This is a genomic window from Klebsiella sp. KP20-425-1 (assembly GCF_025813515.1).
Lineage (GTDB): Bacteria > Pseudomonadota > Gammaproteobacteria > Enterobacterales > Enterobacteriaceae > Klebsiella > Klebsiella pneumoniae.
Window position 1 is genome coordinate 5,212,538 of sequence record NZ_CP109614.1, and the last position, 15,399, is coordinate 5,227,936.

At 55.7% G+C, this 15,399-nt stretch carries 17 protein-coding genes; 10 read left to right on the forward strand and 7 right to left on the reverse strand.

Annotation, left to right across the window (positions count from 1 at the left end; all coding sequences use genetic code 11):
* The first annotated feature begins 26 nt into the window (after nucleotides 1-26).
* The 7 genes from pstC (at nucleotide 27) to OHJ17_RS25400 (ending at nucleotide 7,559) form a co-directional block, all read left to right on the forward strand.
* Entirely contained in the window at nucleotides 27-986 is a 960-nt protein-coding gene (pstC, locus tag OHJ17_RS25370; RefSeq protein ID WP_004145004.1) for a phosphate ABC transporter permease PstC, read from the forward strand.
* Nucleotides 986-1,876, forward strand: coding sequence for a phosphate ABC transporter permease PstA (gene pstA, locus OHJ17_RS25375; protein ID WP_004151547.1), 891 nt, complete (start codon nucleotides 986-988; stop codon nucleotides 1,874-1,876). Before pstC ends, pstA begins: the two co-directional genes overlap by 1 nt.
* Nucleotides 1,877-1,923: 47 nt before the next feature.
* The gene (pstB, locus tag OHJ17_RS25380) at nucleotides 1,924-2,697 is read left to right on the forward strand and encodes a phosphate ABC transporter ATP-binding protein PstB (RefSeq protein WP_004145006.1); all 774 of its coding nucleotides are present in this window, start codon (nucleotides 1,924-1,926) and stop codon (nucleotides 2,695-2,697) included.
* 50 nt (nucleotides 2,698-2,747) lie between these two features.
* Nucleotides 2,748-3,473: a phosphate signaling complex protein PhoU gene (phoU, locus tag OHJ17_RS25385; protein ID WP_004145007.1), complete on the forward strand. Its 726-nt coding sequence runs from the start codon at nucleotides 2,748-2,750 to the stop codon at nucleotides 3,471-3,473.
* Between the two features lie 477 nt (nucleotides 3,474-3,950).
* Nucleotides 3,951-5,585 (forward strand): carbohydrate porin, encoded by a 1,635-nt coding sequence (locus OHJ17_RS25390; protein WP_004150305.1) that lies wholly within the window; start codon nucleotides 3,951-3,953, stop codon nucleotides 5,583-5,585.
* Between the two features lie 38 nt (nucleotides 5,586-5,623).
* On the forward strand, nucleotides 5,624-6,790 hold the full coding sequence (locus OHJ17_RS25395) for an alpha/beta hydrolase-fold protein (RefSeq protein WP_004145104.1): 1,167 nt from the start codon (nucleotides 5,624-5,626) through the stop codon (nucleotides 6,788-6,790).
* 49 nt (nucleotides 6,791-6,839) lie between these two features.
* Complete coding sequence (locus OHJ17_RS25400; RefSeq protein WP_004901614.1) at nucleotides 6,840-7,559, forward strand: glucosamine-6-phosphate deaminase; 720 nt, start codon at nucleotides 6,840-6,842, stop codon at nucleotides 7,557-7,559.
* Between the two features lie 79 nt (nucleotides 7,560-7,638).
* Here the strand turns inward: OHJ17_RS25400 and yieH are convergent, their stop codons facing one another.
* Nucleotides 7,639-8,304, reverse strand: coding sequence for a 6-phosphogluconate phosphatase (gene yieH / locus OHJ17_RS25405; RefSeq protein ID WP_032433722.1), 666 nt, complete (start codon nucleotides 8,302-8,304; stop codon nucleotides 7,639-7,641).
* A gap of 169 nt (nucleotides 8,305-8,473) precedes the next feature.
* Here yieH and OHJ17_RS25410 point away from each other — a divergent pair, with 169 nt between their 5' ends.
* Entirely contained in the window at nucleotides 8,474-9,811 is a 1,338-nt protein-coding gene (locus OHJ17_RS25410) for an NCS2 family permease (protein WP_004145100.1), read from the forward strand.
* Between the two features lie 45 nt (nucleotides 9,812-9,856).
* Here the strand turns inward: OHJ17_RS25410 and OHJ17_RS25415 are convergent, their stop codons facing one another.
* The 6 genes from OHJ17_RS25415 to OHJ17_RS25440 form a co-directional block, all read right to left on the reverse strand.
* The gene (locus OHJ17_RS25415; RefSeq protein ID WP_004151543.1) at nucleotides 9,857-10,423 is read right to left on the reverse strand and encodes an NADPH-dependent FMN reductase; all 567 of its coding nucleotides are present in this window, start codon (nucleotides 10,421-10,423) and stop codon (nucleotides 9,857-9,859) included.
* A gap of 36 nt (nucleotides 10,424-10,459) precedes the next feature.
* Nucleotides 10,460-11,035, reverse strand: a complete 576-nt coding sequence (locus OHJ17_RS25420) for a 4'-phosphopantetheinyl transferase family protein (RefSeq protein ID WP_004145098.1) — start codon at nucleotides 11,033-11,035, stop codon at nucleotides 10,460-10,462.
* A 309-nt stretch (nucleotides 11,036-11,344) separates the two neighbouring features.
* On the reverse strand, nucleotides 11,345-12,304 hold the full coding sequence (yidZ, locus tag OHJ17_RS25425) for an HTH-type transcriptional regulator YidZ (RefSeq protein WP_004150300.1): 960 nt from the start codon (nucleotides 12,302-12,304) through the stop codon (nucleotides 11,345-11,347).
* A complete protein-coding gene (locus OHJ17_RS25430; protein WP_004151540.1) occupies nucleotides 12,279-13,457 on the reverse strand; it encodes an MFS transporter in 1,179 nt (392 codons plus the stop codon). The genes yidZ and OHJ17_RS25430 overlap by 26 nt, the downstream gene beginning before the upstream one ends.
* A 99-nt stretch (nucleotides 13,458-13,556) precedes the next feature.
* The gene (locus OHJ17_RS25435) at nucleotides 13,557-13,976 is read right to left on the reverse strand and encodes a GNAT family N-acetyltransferase (protein WP_004151539.1); all 420 of its coding nucleotides are present in this window, start codon (nucleotides 13,974-13,976) and stop codon (nucleotides 13,557-13,559) included.
* Between the two features lie 242 nt (nucleotides 13,977-14,218).
* Entirely contained in the window at nucleotides 14,219-14,626 is a 408-nt protein-coding gene (locus tag OHJ17_RS25440) for a GNAT family N-acetyltransferase (RefSeq protein ID WP_032433721.1), read from the reverse strand.
* A gap of 282 nt (nucleotides 14,627-14,908) precedes the next feature.
* Here OHJ17_RS25440 and OHJ17_RS25445 point away from each other — a divergent pair, with 282 nt between their 5' ends.
* Nucleotides 14,909-15,064 (forward strand): ash family protein, encoded by a 156-nt coding sequence (locus OHJ17_RS25445; protein ID WP_228958348.1) that lies wholly within the window; start codon nucleotides 14,909-14,911, stop codon nucleotides 15,062-15,064.
* Nucleotides 15,065-15,099: 35 nt separating this feature from the next.
* Complete coding sequence (locus tag OHJ17_RS25450; protein ID WP_015959185.1) at nucleotides 15,100-15,303, forward strand: hypothetical protein; 204 nt, start codon at nucleotides 15,100-15,102, stop codon at nucleotides 15,301-15,303.
* Nucleotides 15,304-15,399 lie beyond the last annotated feature (96 nt).

The following is a 15,399-nucleotide window of genomic DNA, read 5'->3' on the forward strand; positions in this document are numbered from 1 at the left end:
AAGTTTTAATACGTAAAGAGTAATCTATGGCTGCAACCAAGCCTGCATTTACCCCTCCGGGGAAAAAGGGTGACATGATTTTCAGTGCGCTGGTAAAACTGGCTGCGCTGATTGTGCTATTGATGCTGGGCGGCATCATCGTTTCCCTGATCATCTCTTCCTGGCCGAGCATTCAAAAGTTTGGCTTTGCCTTTTTGTGGACCAAAGAGTGGGATGCGCCTAACGAGATCTTCGGCGCGCTGGTCCCGATTTACGGAACCCTGGTCACCTCTTTTATCGCGCTGCTGATCGCCGTTCCGGTGAGCTTCGGCATCGCGCTGTTTCTGACAGAATTGTCCCCCGCCTGGCTCAAGCGTCCGCTGGGCATTGCGATTGAGCTGCTGGCGGCAATCCCGAGCATCGTGTACGGCATGTGGGGCCTGTTTATTTTCGCCCCGCTGTTTGCGACTTACTTCCAGGAGCCGGTCGGCAACGTTCTGTCGACCATCCCGTTCGTCGGCGCGCTGTTTGCCGGCCCGGCGTTTGGTATCGGTATTCTCGCCGCTGGCGTCATTCTGGCCATCATGATCATCCCTTACATCGCCGCGGTCATGCGCGATGTTTTCGAACAGACCCCGGTGATGATGAAAGAGTCGGCCTATGGCATCGGCTGCACCACCTGGGAAGTTATCTGGCGCATCGTTTTACCGTTCACTAAAAACGGGGTGATCGGCGGGGTGATGCTCGGTCTGGGCCGCGCGCTGGGTGAAACCATGGCGGTCACCTTTATCATCGGCAACACCTACCAGCTCGACAGCATCTCGTTGTATATGCCGGGGAACAGTATTACCTCCGCGCTGGCTAATGAGTTCGCCGAAGCGGAAACCGGCCTGCACGTGGCGGCGCTGATGGAGCTGGGCCTGATCCTGTTCGTTATCACCTTTATCGTTCTGGCCGCATCGAAGTTTATGATTATGCGCCTCGCGAAGAATGAGGGGGCACGCTAATGGCGACCATTGAATTGCAAACTACCGCCGAACTGGCGGAGTCCCGTCGCAAGATGCAGGCCAAACGCCGCATGAAGAACCGTATCGCTCTGGCGCTGTCGATGGCGACCATGGCGTTTGGTTTGTTCTGGCTTATCTGGATCCTGATGGCGACGATAACCCGCGGTTTCGACGGCATGAGTCTGGCGCTGTTCACCGAAATGACGCCGCCGCCGAATACGGCGGGCGGTGGACTGGCTAACGCCCTCGCCGGCAGCGGCCTGCTGATCCTGTGGGCAACCGTATTTGGTACGCCGCTGGGTATCCTCGCCGGAATTTATCTGGCGGAGTATGGCCGCAAGTCGGTGCTGGCGGAAATCATCCGCTTTATCAACGACATTCTGCTTTCCGCGCCGTCTATCGTGGTGGGTCTGTTCGTCTACACCATTGTGGTGGCGCAGATGCAGCACTTCTCGGGCTGGGCGGGCGTTATCGCGCTGGCGCTGCTGCAGGTGCCTATCGTTATTCGTACCACCGAAAACATGCTGAAGCTGGTGCCGGATAGCCTGCGTGAAGCGGCCTATGCGCTGGGGACGCCGAAGTGGAAGATGATCTCGGCGATCACCCTGAAAGCCTCCGTCTCAGGGATTATGACCGGGATCCTGCTGGCTATCGCCCGTATCGCCGGGGAAACGGCGCCGCTGCTGTTCACCGCGCTGTCCAACCAGTTCTGGAGCACCGACATGATGCAGCCGATTGCTAACCTGCCGGTGACCATTTTCAAATTTGCCATGAGTCCGTTTGCGGAGTGGCAGCAACTGGCATGGGCCGGGGTATTGATTATCACCCTGTGCGTCTTGCTGCTGAACATCCTGGCGCGCGTTATCTTCGCCAAGAAGAAACACGGTTAATTTTTTGCAGCGCAACAACTGCTGCGCTGAATGAGGAAGAGATTGAGATGAGTATGGTGAATACAGCTCCGGGTAAGATTTCAGTTCGTAACCTGAACTTCTACTACGGCAAATTCCATGCCCTGAAGAACATCAACCTGGATATCACCAAAAACCAGGTGACGGCGTTTATCGGTCCGTCAGGCTGTGGTAAATCCACCCTGCTGCGCACGTTCAACAAGATGTTTGAACTATATCCGGAGCAGCGCGCGGAAGGTGAGATCCTGCTGGATGGCGACAACATTCTGACTAACACCCAGGATATCGCCCTGCTGCGCGCTAAGGTTGGCATGGTGTTCCAGAAACCAACGCCGTTCCCGATGTCCATATACGACAATATCGCCTTCGGCGTGCGCCTGTTTGAAAAGCTGTCCCGTGCCGATATGGACGAGCGCGTGCAGTGGGCGCTGACCAAAGCCGCATTATGGAACGAAACCAAAGATAAACTGCACCAGAGCGGGTATTCTCTCTCCGGTGGTCAGCAGCAGCGTCTGTGCATTGCCCGCGGTATCGCGATCCGCCCGGAAGTGCTGCTGCTTGATGAGCCGTGCTCCGCGCTGGACCCGATCTCCACCGGGCGTATCGAAGAGCTGATCACCGAGCTGAAACAGGACTACACCGTCGTTATCGTGACTCACAACATGCAGCAGGCTGCGCGTTGCTCCGACCATACGGCATTTATGTATCTTGGCGAGCTGATTGAGTTCAGCAACACGGATGACCTGTTCACTAAGCCCGCGAAGAAACAAACTGAAGATTATATTACTGGCCGCTACGGTTGATTTGCCCTTGTGCTTTCAGGCTCTCACCAGTTGGGCAATCAGGAGACACCATGGACAACCTAAATCTTAACAAACATATTTCCGGCCAGTTCAACGCTGAACTGGAGTATATCCGCACCCAGGTGATGACCATGGGTGGGCTGGTGGAACAGCAGCTCTCTGATGCCATCACCGCCATGCATAACCAGGACAGCGATCTGGCGAAACGCGTCATCGACGGCGACAAGCAGGTCAACATGATGGAAGTGGCTATCGATGAAGCGTGCGTGCGCATCATCGCCAAGCGCCAGCCGACCGCCAGCGACCTGCGCCTGGTGATGGCGATCATCAAGACTATCGCTGAGCTGGAACGCATTGGCGACGTGGCGGATAAAATCTGCCGCACCGCGCTGGAGAAGTTTTCCCAGCAGCACCAGCCGCTGCTGGTGAGCCTCGAATCGCTGGGCCGCCACACGGTGCAGATGCTGCATGACGTACTGGATGCGTTTGCGCGTATGGATCTCGACGAAGCGGTACGTATCTATCGCGAAGATAAGAAAGTCGACCAGGAGTATGAAGGCATCGTGCGTCAGCTGATGACCTACATGATGGAAGACTCGCGCACTATCCCCAGCGTCCTGACCGCGCTGTTCTGCGCGCGCTCCATCGAGCGTATCGGCGACCGCTGCCAGAATATCTGCGAATATATTTTCTACTTCGTCAAAGGTCAGGATTTCCGTCACGTTGGCGGCGATGAGCTGGATAAACTGCTCGCTGGCAAAGATCCGAAAGAGTAATAATCATTCTGTCTAATTCTGGTAAATGGATTTATCAGAATTAGATATGTTTTACCCCGCGGCAGCGAGATTGCTGAGATTATCGTCACAATTAACAATCTGCCCGTTTGAGTTATTCATTTTATCGCGTAACAATCAGCTGCCACTCACTGAGTTTTAACGCTCAGGATGGTTTAAACGGATTGTGACTGCGACAGCAGGCAAAACCTGATATTGCTCCTGGGGGCGATATCAGGTTTTTTGTTTTATGCGGGCCAATAATGGCTGAATGAGGGTTGCTACCGCGATGCGCGGGCAAAACCTGAAGAGGATTATCTGCCAAGGCAGATGGTCTTCTTCAGGTTTTTTTGTTTTTGTCTAACCGCAAAAATAACAGCCGCCGCGACGTCAAACGGTATGGATACGGCTATTAGCACCGGCACGGAATAGGGTTGTTGTCGTGTTTTATTTACGCCAATGATTATATAAGGGAATATTATGATGAGAAAAAACAGGATCGCTTCGGCGATAGTCTTGCTGGCGCCACTTTGTTATTCAACTAATCTGCTAGCGAGCCAGCTGACGGTGGAACAACGGCTTGAGCTGCTGGAAAAAGCGCTCAAAGACACGCAAAAAGAGCTCAAAAAATATCAGGACCAGGAAAGAAAAAGAGACCAGATTTGGGCCTCATGGTCTCCACCTGCGGAAGGTCAGAAGCGCAAGACCGGGGGGGCGACCGCTGGGCCGAAAACGGCGGTTAAACCGGATGCGGTGCTGGTTAAAAATCAACAACCTGTCACCGATGGCGCGCCAGCCTACAGCGCGATGACGCTGAAAGACTTTAGCAAGTTCGTGAAAGATGAAATTGGCTTTAGCTATAACGGCTACTTCCGTTCCGGCTGGGGGACCGCCTCGCACGGCTCGCCAAAATCATGGGCGATCGGTTCGCTTGGCCGCCTGGGCAATGAATATTCCGGCTGGTTCGATCTGCAGCTGAAGCAGCGGGTGTTTCAGGAAGGCGATAAACGCGTCGACGCCATCGTGATGCTCGACGGGAACGTCGGCCAGCAGTATTCCACTGGCTGGTTTGGTGACAATGCCGGCGGCGAAAACTACATTCAATTCTCGGATATGTATGTTAACACCAAAGGGTTCCTGCCGTTTGCGCCGGAAGCCGATTTCTGGGTCGGCAAACACGGGGCGCCAAAAATTGAAATCCAGATGCTGGACTGGAAAACGCAGAGAACCGATGCGGCGGCCGGCGTAGGGCTGGAAAACTGGCAGGTGGGCGCCGGGAAATTCGATATCGCGTTGATTCGCGAAGATGTCGATGATTATGACCGTTCTTTAAGCAATAAGCAGCAAATTAACACTAACACCCTGGACGTTCGCTACAAAGAGATTCCGCTGTGGGATAAAGCCAGCCTGATGGTTAGCGGACGCTATGTCGCCGCCAACCAAAGTTCATCGGAGAAATATAAAGAGGGCAATGAAGGTTATTATCCGTGGAAAGATACCTGGATGGCTGGTACCTCGTTAACGCAGAAATTTGCTAACGGCGGCTTTAACGAATTCTCTTTCTTACTGGCCAATAACTCTATTGCCAGCAGCTTCTCACGCTATGCCGGATCCAGCCCCTATACCACCTTTAATGGCCGCTATTATGGCGATCATACCAATGGCACCGCCGTGCGCTTAACCTCGCAGGGGGAAACCTATTTACGCGATGACGTTATTATGGCGAATGCCATCGTCTACTCTTTTGGTAACGACGTCTATAGCTACGAAACCGGGGCCCACTCCGATTTTGAATCTATCCGTACGGTTCTGCGACCGGCTTATATCTGGGATAAATATAACCAGACCGGCGTCGAGCTGGGGTACTTCAAACAGCAAAACAAAGATGTTACCGGCAAGAAATATAACGAGTCCGGCTACAAGACCACGCTGTTCCATACCTTCAAAGTCAATACCAGTATGCTGACCTCGCGCCCGGAAATTCGTTTCTATGCCACCTATATTAAAGCGAAGGATATTGACCTGGATAAGGCCGCGAATAATACCACCAGCATTTTTGAAGACGGGAAGAACGATCAGTTTGCCGTGGGGGCGCAGGCGGAAATCTGGTGGTAAGACGATAACTGAACGGACACAACGAAAGAGGAACAACGATGAAACGACATGCAATTTATTTCGCCCTGGCGCTGGCGGGCGCGGCGTTTACCCTCCAGGCGGCGCCATTACCCGCGATGCCGGACCCAAGCCTGCCGGTGAGCCACTTTATCACCCAGGTTAACGCGGATAAGAGTATCACTTACCGCTTGTTTGCCCCTGATGCCCGGCGGGTCTCGATAGTGACTGGCGCCACGCCGGACTCCTTTGTCTCGCACGACATGACCAAAGCAGCGGACGGAGTCTGGACATGGAAAAGCGAGCCGATGAAGCCCAATCTCTATGAATACTATTTCGATGTGGATGGCTTCCGCTCGGTAGATACCGGCAGCCGCTATCAGAAGCCGCAGCGCCAGGTGAACACCAGTTTGATTCTGGTGCCGGGCAGTATTCTTGACGATCGGGAGGTTGCGCATGGCGATCTGCGCACCCTCACCTATCACTCGAAGGCTCTGAACGCCGAACGTCGTCTCTATGTCTGGACGCCGCCGGGCTATAGCGGAACCGGCGATCCGCTGCCGGTGCTCTATTTCTATCATGGCTTTGGCGACAGCGGCCTGTCGGCCATCGATCAGGGGCGGATCCCGCAAATCATGGATAACCTGCTGGCGGAGGGCAAGATTAAGCCGATGCTGGTGGTGGTCCCGGATACCGAAACCGATATCCCGGAAGCGGTCGCGGAAAACTTCCCGCCGCAGGAGCGGCGCAAAACCTTCTATCCACTTAATGCGCAGGCGGCGGATAAAGAGCTCATGCAGGATATTATTCCGCTGATCGATGCCCGATTTAACGTGCGTAAAGATGCCGACGGTCGGGCGCTGGCGGGCCTCTCGCAGGGCGGTTATCAGGCGCTGGTTTCCGGAATGAATCATCTGGAGAGCTTTGGCTGGCTCGCCACCTTTAGCGGCGTTACGACTACCACGGTGCCGAATGCCGGCGTGGAAGCGCAGCTGAAGCAGCCTGACGCGATCAATAAGCAGCTGCGTAACTTTACCGTGGTCGTCGGGGAAAAAGATTCTGTGACCGGTAAAGACATTGCTGGTCTGAAAAGCGAGCTGGAAAAACAGCAGATTAAATTTGATTACCACCAGTATCCCGGCCTGAACCATGAAATGGACGTCTGGCGCCCGGCCTACGCCGAGTTTGTGCAAAAACTGTTTAAATAACCTTTAGGGGGCCTTCAGCCCCCGTTTTGTGCTTGTGAAGGACGACAAGATGAAAATGATTGTGACCGAAGATTATGAAGAGATGAGCCTGGTCGCCAGCCATCATGTTCTGGGCTATATCACGGCGCCGCGGCGGGTGAATCTGGCGGTGACGGCGGGGAGCACGCCAAAGCGGATGTATGAGCATTTGACCGCCGCCGTGAAAGGCAAAGCATTCTATGATCGGGTGCACTATTACAACTTCGATGAGATCCCTTTTCGCGGCCAGTCGCGAGAAGGCGTCACGATATCTAATTTGCGCCAGCTGTTTTTTACCCCGGCGCAGATCAAAGAAGAGAACATTCACAAGCTGACGCTGGACAACGCCGCTCAGCACGATCGCCAGCTGGAAGAGGCTGGCGGTCTGGATCTGATGGTGCTGGGGCTGGGGGCCGACGGCCATTTTTGCGGCAACCTGCCGAATACCACCCGCTTTCATGATCAGACGGTCGAAGTGCCGATTCATGGGGAAATGATTGCTCTTATCGCTAACAGCGAGATGGGCGGGGATATCTCGGCAGTACCAGACAGCTATGTCACCATGGGGCCGAGAAGCGTGATGGCGGCGAAAAATTTATTGCTAATTGTCAGCGGTGCGGCAAAAGCGCACGCGTTAAAGCAAGTGGTGGAAGGTCCGGTCAGCGTGCAGGTGCCGGCTTCAGTGCTCAAATTGCACCCTTCACTGGTGATTATTGCCGATAAAGCGGCGGCGGCGGAGTTGCAGCAATAAAAAGCCGCTAGTTCTATTCCCCGCTTACGCAGACGCATAGCGGGGGTTCATCGATGCCAACGTGCCGCTCACCAGGCCCTTAACGCGTGATATCCCAGCCGCGCGCCTGCCACAATGCCGGCAGCTCTGCCAGATCGGTAAAGGTCGTCACTTTGGGATGATCGATCGGTTGGTTGTGCGGATCGGCGCAGAAATAAAACACTTCCATGCCGGCGGCAATCCCCGACTGAGCGCCGGCGCTGGAGTCATCCACCAGAATACAGTTTTCGGCTTTTACCTGCATGGCCTCTGCCGCATGAAACATCAGCGCCGGGTCGGGCTTCCAGCGCTGAATATCGTAGCCGCTGTACAAGCGGTCAGTGAAATGGCGCAGCAGGCCGGTGCGTCCGAGCGAGTGCTGCATCTTACTGACTGGGCCATTGGAAACCACGCACATCGGGACGCTTACCGCATCCAGCAGCGCCTGGGCTCCGGGAATCACCTCCAGCTCGCTATTGAACAGGCGAGCGACCTCCGCCCGGTAAATCGGCTCCAGGGTGGCCTTTTGCAGATTAACGCCATACTCAGCGTTGATGGTGTCGATAATTTCGTACAGCTTCACACCTTTGAAGCGCTTAAAAATCTCGGCGAGGTCCAGCGTAATGCCGAATTCCTGAAACATGTGAACGTAGGCGCGGGAGCAAATCACCTCGCTGTCGACCAGCGTGCCGTCACAGTCAAAAAATACTGCTTCTGGTTGAGTCATAGCCTTTCCATATTAACAAGTTTAACGTTTTCGTAATGCTCAATGCCGCGACGCAATCGTTGCCGTATAAGCAAAATAAATGAAAAAAATTACCATACAACCGCGCCTGGTGCCGTAATTTGGTATAGGATAGCCTCGAATTTTCCCTCCTTACGTTCGGAAACCGATAATGAGTCAACAACAAACCAGCCAGTCTTCTGGCCAGGGTCTGCTGGAGCGCGTATTTAAGCTGCGCGAGCACGGCACCACGGTGCGCACCGAAGCCATCGCCGGTTTCACCACGTTCCTGACGATGGTGTATATCGTTTTTGTTAACCCACAAATTCTTGGCGTAGCGGGCATGGATACCAGCGCCGTGTTTGTGACCACCTGTCTGATTGCCGCTTTCGGCAGTATCCTGATGGGTCTGTTCGCGAACCTGCCGGTCGCCCTGGCGCCGGCGATGGGCCTGAACGCCTTTTTCGCCTTTGTGGTGGTGCAGGCGATGGGGCTGCCGTGGCAGGTGGGCATGGGCGCCATCTTCTGGGGCGCCGTGGGCCTGCTGCTGCTGACCATCTTCCGCGTACGTTACTGGATGATCGCCAATATTCCGCTTAGCCTGCGTGTAGGTATCACCAGCGGTATCGGCCTGTTTATCGGCATGATGGGCCTGAAAAACGCCGGGGTGATTGTCGCCAATCCGGAAACGCTGGTCAGCATTGGTCATTTGACTTCCCACAGCGTACTGCTGGGCGTGCTGGGCTTCTTTATCATCGCGATTCTGGCGTCGCGCAACATTCACGCCGCGGTACTGGTCTCTATCGTTGTGACCACCCTGCTGGGCTGGATGCTGGGCGACGTGCATTACACCGGGATCGTCTCGGCGCCGCCGAGCGTGGCTTCGGTGATTGGTCAGGTCGATCTGGCGGGCTCCCTGAACCTGGGCCTGGCCGGCGTGATCTTCTCCTTTATGCTGGTCAACCTGTTTGACTCCTCCGGGACGCTGATTGGCGTGACGGATAAAGCGGGTCTCGCGGATGCCAACGGTAAATTCCCGCGCATGAAGCAAGCGCTGTTTGTCGATAGCGTCTCGTCGGTGGCGGGCTCCTTCATCGGTACCTCGTCGGTGACGGCCTATATCGAATCTTCTTCCGGCGTTTCCGTGGGCGGGCGTACCGGCCTGACCGCCGTTGTCGTTGGTATCCTGTTCCTGCTGGTTATTTTCCTCTCTCCGCTGGCGGGGATGGTTCCTGGCTATGCCGCCGCGGGCGCGCTGATATACGTTGGCGTGCTGATGACCTCCAGCCTCGCGCGCGTGAAGTGGAGCGACCTGACCGAGGCGGTGCCTGCGTTCATCACCGCAGTGATGATGCCGTTTAGCTTCTCGATCACCGAAGGTATCGCCCTGGGCTTTATCTCTTACTGCGTGATGAAGATCGGTACCGGCCGGCTGCGCGAGCTCAGCCCGTGTGTGATTATCGTTTCGCTGCTGTTCGTGCTGAAAATTGTCTTTATCGATGCACATTAATCCGCACGCATGATGAAAAAGCCCGGCATCGCTGCCGGGCTTTTTTTATGCTTTAACCCGCCGAATATAGTCGCCGAAAGCGGTCAGTTGGCCGCGCAGATGGTCGAGGGTGCTTTGATCGACCACTTCACCCGCCTGCGGATCCACTTTGTTCTGGATGACGCCGCCCATAAATTCCGGTTTATTCATTACCATCGCATCAAGGAAGACCAGAATCTGCCGCAGATGATACTGGCAGCGCGCACCGCCGATGGCGCCCATTGAGCTGGTCTGAATCAGTACCGGTTTGCCGGACAGCGGCTGCTCGGGCAGGCGTGACAGCCAGTCGATGGCGTTTTTCAGGCCGCCAGGCACGGAATAGTTATATTCTGGAGTGACTATCACTACCCCATCCGCCTCGCGGATCTGTTGCGCAATCTCCTGCACGCGCTGCGGAAAACCTTCTTCCTCCTGCATATCAGCATCGTACAGCGGGATATCACCGATCGACGGCAGCGCGGAGATATCCATGCCCGCTGGCGCGATGCCGGGCAGGGTGCGCGCGACCATTCCATTAAACGACCCTTTACGCAGGCTGCCGAGTAACGTAACCACTTTCAAGGTATCTGACATGATTGCTCCTTTGGATCATGATGCCGGCAAGACCGGTCAATTGAGGGATAAGGTTTTTTCCATGGGTAAGCTGGTAAAGCGCATCAGGCGGGCTGACGGTTCGCGTGCGCGCTGCTGCGCATCCGCCAGGCTGCGCCAGTCACCTCCCTTAGCATCATATTCCCAGACCTTCAGCGAGCCGATGTTCGGGGTAGCGGCAATGGACCATACCAGCAGCGATTCGGCGTCACATACCGCTTCGATTGGCTGACTGCCGGCGGTGCGCAGGCGGCCAGAGCCGGGCAGCAGCTGCAGCTGCGTTGATGCTTCGCCGGTCAGCTTTAGCACGCTGCGGCGCAGCGCTACCAGCTGGCTGCGCGCTTCGTCCGGATCATGCTGTATGTTAATCCACAGATTCTCATTGTTGCTGAAATTGTGCCGGTCGGCGTCGTGGCTGCGGACAGTGCGCTGCAGTTCCATGTCGAGGCCACAATCCCCCTCGGTGGTGAGGGCAACACCAACGATATTGCCAGTATAAGCGATCGAAAAGCGGGGGAGTTGGCGATCGCTAAAAACCGGTCGGCCATTGGCTTCGTTGATGATTTCAGGCAGCTCGCTGATGCCGTAAAGCATAAACAGCAGCTCGGCAAGCAGCGAGCGCGACGCGCAAAAGCGAGCCTGGCGATATGTCGGGAGAAGACGTGCGGATTGATGACAGGCCGCTGACAAACGTGTCGATAGCGGCTCCCCGGTACTGAGTATCCCTCTTGCAAAATGCGTTGCCATACGTCGCTCCGTGAGTAATGGTCTGGATAAAACTGCGGGCGCTATTATCGCCTGGTATTAACAGGTTTTAATGCCGAAATCCCCCATTGAAAAGGGAATTTGTTTGAATTTTACAAATTCTTGCGCAAATAAGGTGCTATGGGCACGAAACAAGGCTTAAAGCGTACCGGAATAGAGCGCTTTCAGCGTATCTCTAAGCCAGACAAGCTTCGGGTTGTAGCTGTTGCGCTTATGCCATAGCAGGGTGAAGGGAACGCGCAGCTTTTCCAGATGCTGCGCCTCCAGGGGGAGCGGCCGGGAGACGAGCGGCAGCTGGTGCTGCTGATTATAGTGCTGACAGTAGCGCGGCGCGGTGGCCAGCATGGTGTGCTGCGGCTGAGCGGCCATAAAAAGTGATTGCTCAAACCCCGGCACGGTCAGCGCCACGTTACGCTTATACCCCAGCTCCTGCAGCACGTCGTCCAGGGCCCAGGTATCGCGTTGTTCCCAGCAGATAGTGATATGCGGATAGCGTAAGAATGCCGCCAGATCCCACTCTTCCCTGAGCGCCGGATGATCGGCGCGCAGCCAGACCTGCGGCAGGTCGGTGAACAGCACCTCAAAATCGATATACCACGGCAGCAGGCTCAGCAGCTCACGCGACTGCGGATGGCTTTCGCGTCCGCAGAAGCCGATATCCACCTCACCGCGGATGATGGCGTCCAGGGAGTCGTAGTCCCAGTTGCGCAAACGAATCAATGCCTGCGGATAGCGCTGATAGATGCGCTGAGAGAGGGTGTTAAACAGGATCATCAGCAGCGGCGCTTCCGCCGCCAGTTCGAATTTGAGGCCGCTGGGCATGGTATGGTGCGGTTTATCGAGGATTTGGTTGCCCATCTGCATCCAGTCCGCCAGATCCTGCTCCATGCTGCTGACCAGCGGCGTGGGCGCCAGGCCCAGCGGGGTTTTCACAAACAGCGGATCGTCAAACCAGGCGCGCAGTTTGGCCAGCGACTTGCTCACCGCTGACGGCGAAACGTTCATCCGCTTCGCCGTACGGGTAACGCTGAGCTCCTGGGTCAGGAGCTGCAGGCAGAGGAGTAAATTAAGATCAAGACTCGACAGCGGCTTCTTCATCGTATTGCGCAACCCGCGGCGGGGTGACGACCAGTAACAAAACAAGGCTCACTATGCTACAGGCAATGAGTATCCCGATCAGCATATTCATTGCGCTGAGTCCGATGATGGCGGCGAGCCAAATCCACAGCGATGAACCGCACACCTGCGCGATGCCGAGGACCGAGCTGGCGACGCCCGCGCGCAGCGTGAACGGCCCCAGCGCCTGGCTCATCGCGACGCCGAACCCAACGGAGAAGCCGGCGCAAATCATGCCCAGCCCGATCAGGGTGACGGCCTGGCGAGTGGCGAGGCTCAGCGTCACGCCTGCCGCCAGAAACAGCACCTGTGAGGTCAGCATTAAGGTGCGGGGATTAAACAGCGACAGGGCGAACGGCGTTGAGAAGGAGACCGCCATGCTGATCATCGCCATCAGAGCCATCGCCATTGAGTAAGTTCCCCGGTCGAACCCCATCTCTTCCATCATTAGTACCGGCGAGACGTTAACGTAGGTCAGGATCACCGTCACGCTGAGGGTGGTAATGAGTAAGCGGCTGAGGAAAAAGCGGTTCAACAGCGATTCGCCAGCGTCATGCTGCGGTGACGCTGCCTGCGGAGGCGCCGTCGGCCGCGTTTCACGCAGGATAAAGACCGACAGCACAGCGACCATGACGCCCATGCCGGTCATCGTGTAGAACAGGCTCTGCCACGGATATTTCAGCATAATCAGGTGGCCAAGCACCGGCGCCAGGACGGGGATAATGCAGGTGATGCCGTTGAGCAACGACAGCACCTTGGCGCGGCGACGGTCGTCCAGCGTATCGCGCAGGATAGCGAAAGCCACCACGTAGCAGCTGCCGGCGCCGATCCCCTGGATAAAGCGTCCGATGAGGAAGTGGCTGCTGGTATGCGCCTGGGCGCAGAGCAGGGAGGCGATAACAAAGATCGCTGCACCTACAATAGCGACAGGCTTACGCCCCGAGCGGTCGGCGATGCGGCCAGCAAACAGCATCGCGGAGGCCATACCGGCCAGATAGACCGAGAAGGCGATATGTAATTGCGCCTCGCTGGCCCCCAGGTCCTGAGCAATACGCGGCAGGCCGACCAGATACATATCGATGCCGGAGGGGTAGAGCAGAACCAGGGCAAAGCTGCAGAGAAGAAAGCGTGTCATGGGATCCTCGCGATGTGAATGGCGTTCAGCATAGTGAGGAACGCGCCGTAAGACGAGTTGCCATTTGGACAACGCTCTTTTCCTGGCAGGAAATGCGAGCTAACGACTGCGGGTTCGCCAGACGCGGGCCATCCCCTCGCTCTCCGGGCGAACGCTTTCGAAGCCGAACTTCGCGTACAGTTCCGGCACATCCGCCACCAGCGTAACGTAGGCGCCATCAAAGGCGTTAGCGTCCAGCCAGGCGACCAGCTTCTCCATCACCAGCCGGCCAAGGCCTTTTCCCTGGTGAGCCGGATCGACGGCGACGTCGACAATATCGAAATTAATCGCGCCGTCGCCGACGATGCGTCCCATCGCGATCGGCGTCTCCTGCCAGAGGATATGTACGCCATAACAGCTATGCGGCAGTCCGGCTCTGGCGCCTTCCAGGGGGCGCGGCGACATGCCGGCGGCTACCCGCAGGTGGCAAAACGCTTCGGCGGAGGGCACCTTCTCGATCACGGTATATTCAACGGTCATGTTTTAGTCTCGCGGCAGAGGGGGAGATAAAAGTAGAGAACGTTGCGCCGCAAAGGGCAAGAAAAAACCCGTATTAACGCGGCGTTAATGCGGGTGAGTGAACGTTTACGGACTAAACCGATACAGAAGCTGGAAAATCGTGCTAACTCGTTAATCTATTAGCAATACGTTGCCTTGAAAACATGGCTATGGGCACATTCAAGGACACAAAAGCGGGATGTTTGCTGATCCAGATGACAACATTACCCCCAGACTCTCGCCATTCCTTCGCTTTCCGGGCGGACTAACTCAAAACCGAACTTCGCGTAGAGTTCCGGTACATCAGCCACCAGAGAGACATAAGCGCCTTTATAAGCGTTGCTGTCCAGCCAGCGAATAATGTTTTCCATAATGATTCGGCCAAGTCCACGCCCCTGATGGGCGGGGTCGACGGCTATATCGACTATCTCGAAGTTTAATGCACCATCGCCAACGATACGCCCCATGCCGACAGGCACTCCTTGCCAGAGAATGTGTACGCCATAACAGCTTCTCGGCAAACCCACCCTGGCAGCCTCAAGCGGCCGTGCTGACAACCCCGATATACTTCGTAAACGACAAAAAGCTTCGGCAGAGGAAACAGATTCAACAACGGTATATTCGGTAGTCATGACCATCACCATTAGCAAACAATCAACATAGTTAGCAGGCTGACTCTGTAGTGGCAATAGCTTTTGCCAATGAATCTCGCCTTCTTAATAACTGAATATAAGATTTTATGCGGCACGCATAAGCCCTCTGTTATGAGGCGATAAGCATAGTTTTGCGTACTGACTTGCGCTATAGTCCCCACGTTGCGGCAAAACCGCAACCGGAATTGGCGTTCCGAATTATCACGAGTGTCGGTAGCGATGTTTGCAGTGCTACTGGCGCGGCCTGCGCTCGCCCCTTCAATGGTGGCTCAGGCAGGGGCTTCGAAAGAAGCGCCGGGTCGTGATAACCGGTACGCCAACCCTGTCTGGGTCACCACCAGTGAGCCTGGCGTCTCCGGTGGTGGCGTTAACCTGCTTATCACGAAGCGGAGCGCTGCGTATGTGTCCTGTCCCTGAATTTCCCATTGCACCAGCCTCCGCCGGAGGTATCTATGAAAATCACCGTAGAACAACCCTCAGCCAGAGAACTGGTCGATCGCTCGCGAGTCCTGGTGCATGTGATGCTCGAGCATCCTGACGATATCGGCCCGAATTATGCGTTGCTTCTCATCCTTGCCGACCAGCTACAACTGTTAAGGGATGCTTTTGAAGAGGATGAGATCAGACGGCTTAGGGATGAGAAATTACCTCAATAATTTTTACAGCGACCACAGCATCAGGGACAGATGTTGTGGTGTGTTTTGGTACAATTCGGAATCCAGCGATACATTCGTTATCTGAATCCTTCAAGT

Excerpts from the sequence above, each read along its gene's own strand:
- OHJ17_RS25440 (WP_032433721.1), bottom strand. The coding sequence starts at position 14,626 with ATGACTACCGAATATACCGTTGTTGAATCTGTTTCCTCTGCCGAAGCT.
- OHJ17_RS25390 (WP_004150305.1), top strand. The coding sequence starts at position 3,951 with ATGATGAGAAAAAACAGGATCGCTTCGGCGATAGTCTTGCTGGCGCCA.
- OHJ17_RS25420 (WP_004145098.1), bottom strand. The coding sequence starts at position 11,035 with ATGCTTTACGGCATCAGCGAGCTGCCTGAAATCATCAACGAAGCCAAT.
- phoU (WP_004145007.1), top strand. The coding sequence starts at position 2,748 with ATGGACAACCTAAATCTTAACAAACATATTTCCGGCCAGTTCAACGCT.
- OHJ17_RS25435 (WP_004151539.1), bottom strand. The coding sequence starts at position 13,976 with ATGACCGTTGAATATACCGTGATCGAGAAGGTGCCCTCCGCCGAAGCG.
- yidZ (WP_004150300.1), bottom strand. The coding sequence starts at position 12,304 with ATGAAGAAGCCGCTGTCGAGTCTTGATCTTAATTTACTCCTCTGCCTG.
- pstB (WP_004145006.1), top strand. The coding sequence starts at position 1,924 with ATGAGTATGGTGAATACAGCTCCGGGTAAGATTTCAGTTCGTAACCTG.
- OHJ17_RS25450 (WP_015959185.1), top strand. The coding sequence starts at position 15,100 with ATGAAAATCACCGTAGAACAACCCTCAGCCAGAGAACTGGTCGATCGC.
- pstC (WP_004145004.1), top strand. The coding sequence starts at position 27 with ATGGCTGCAACCAAGCCTGCATTTACCCCTCCGGGGAAAAAGGGTGAC.
- yieH (WP_032433722.1), bottom strand. The coding sequence starts at position 8,304 with ATGACTCAACCAGAAGCAGTATTTTTTGACTGTGACGGCACGCTGGTC.
- pstA (WP_004151547.1), top strand. The coding sequence starts at position 986 with ATGGCGACCATTGAATTGCAAACTACCGCCGAACTGGCGGAGTCCCGT.
- OHJ17_RS25415 (WP_004151543.1), bottom strand. The coding sequence starts at position 10,423 with ATGTCAGATACCTTGAAAGTGGTTACGTTACTCGGCAGCCTGCGTAAA.
- OHJ17_RS25395 (WP_004145104.1), top strand. The coding sequence starts at position 5,624 with ATGAAACGACATGCAATTTATTTCGCCCTGGCGCTGGCGGGCGCGGCG.
- OHJ17_RS25400 (WP_004901614.1), top strand. The coding sequence starts at position 6,840 with ATGAAAATGATTGTGACCGAAGATTATGAAGAGATGAGCCTGGTCGCC.
- OHJ17_RS25445 (WP_228958348.1), top strand. The coding sequence starts at position 14,909 with ATGGTGGCTCAGGCAGGGGCTTCGAAAGAAGCGCCGGGTCGTGATAAC.
- OHJ17_RS25430 (WP_004151540.1), bottom strand. The coding sequence starts at position 13,457 with ATGACACGCTTTCTTCTCTGCAGCTTTGCCCTGGTTCTGCTCTACCCC.
- OHJ17_RS25410 (WP_004145100.1), top strand. The coding sequence starts at position 8,474 with ATGAGTCAACAACAAACCAGCCAGTCTTCTGGCCAGGGTCTGCTGGAG.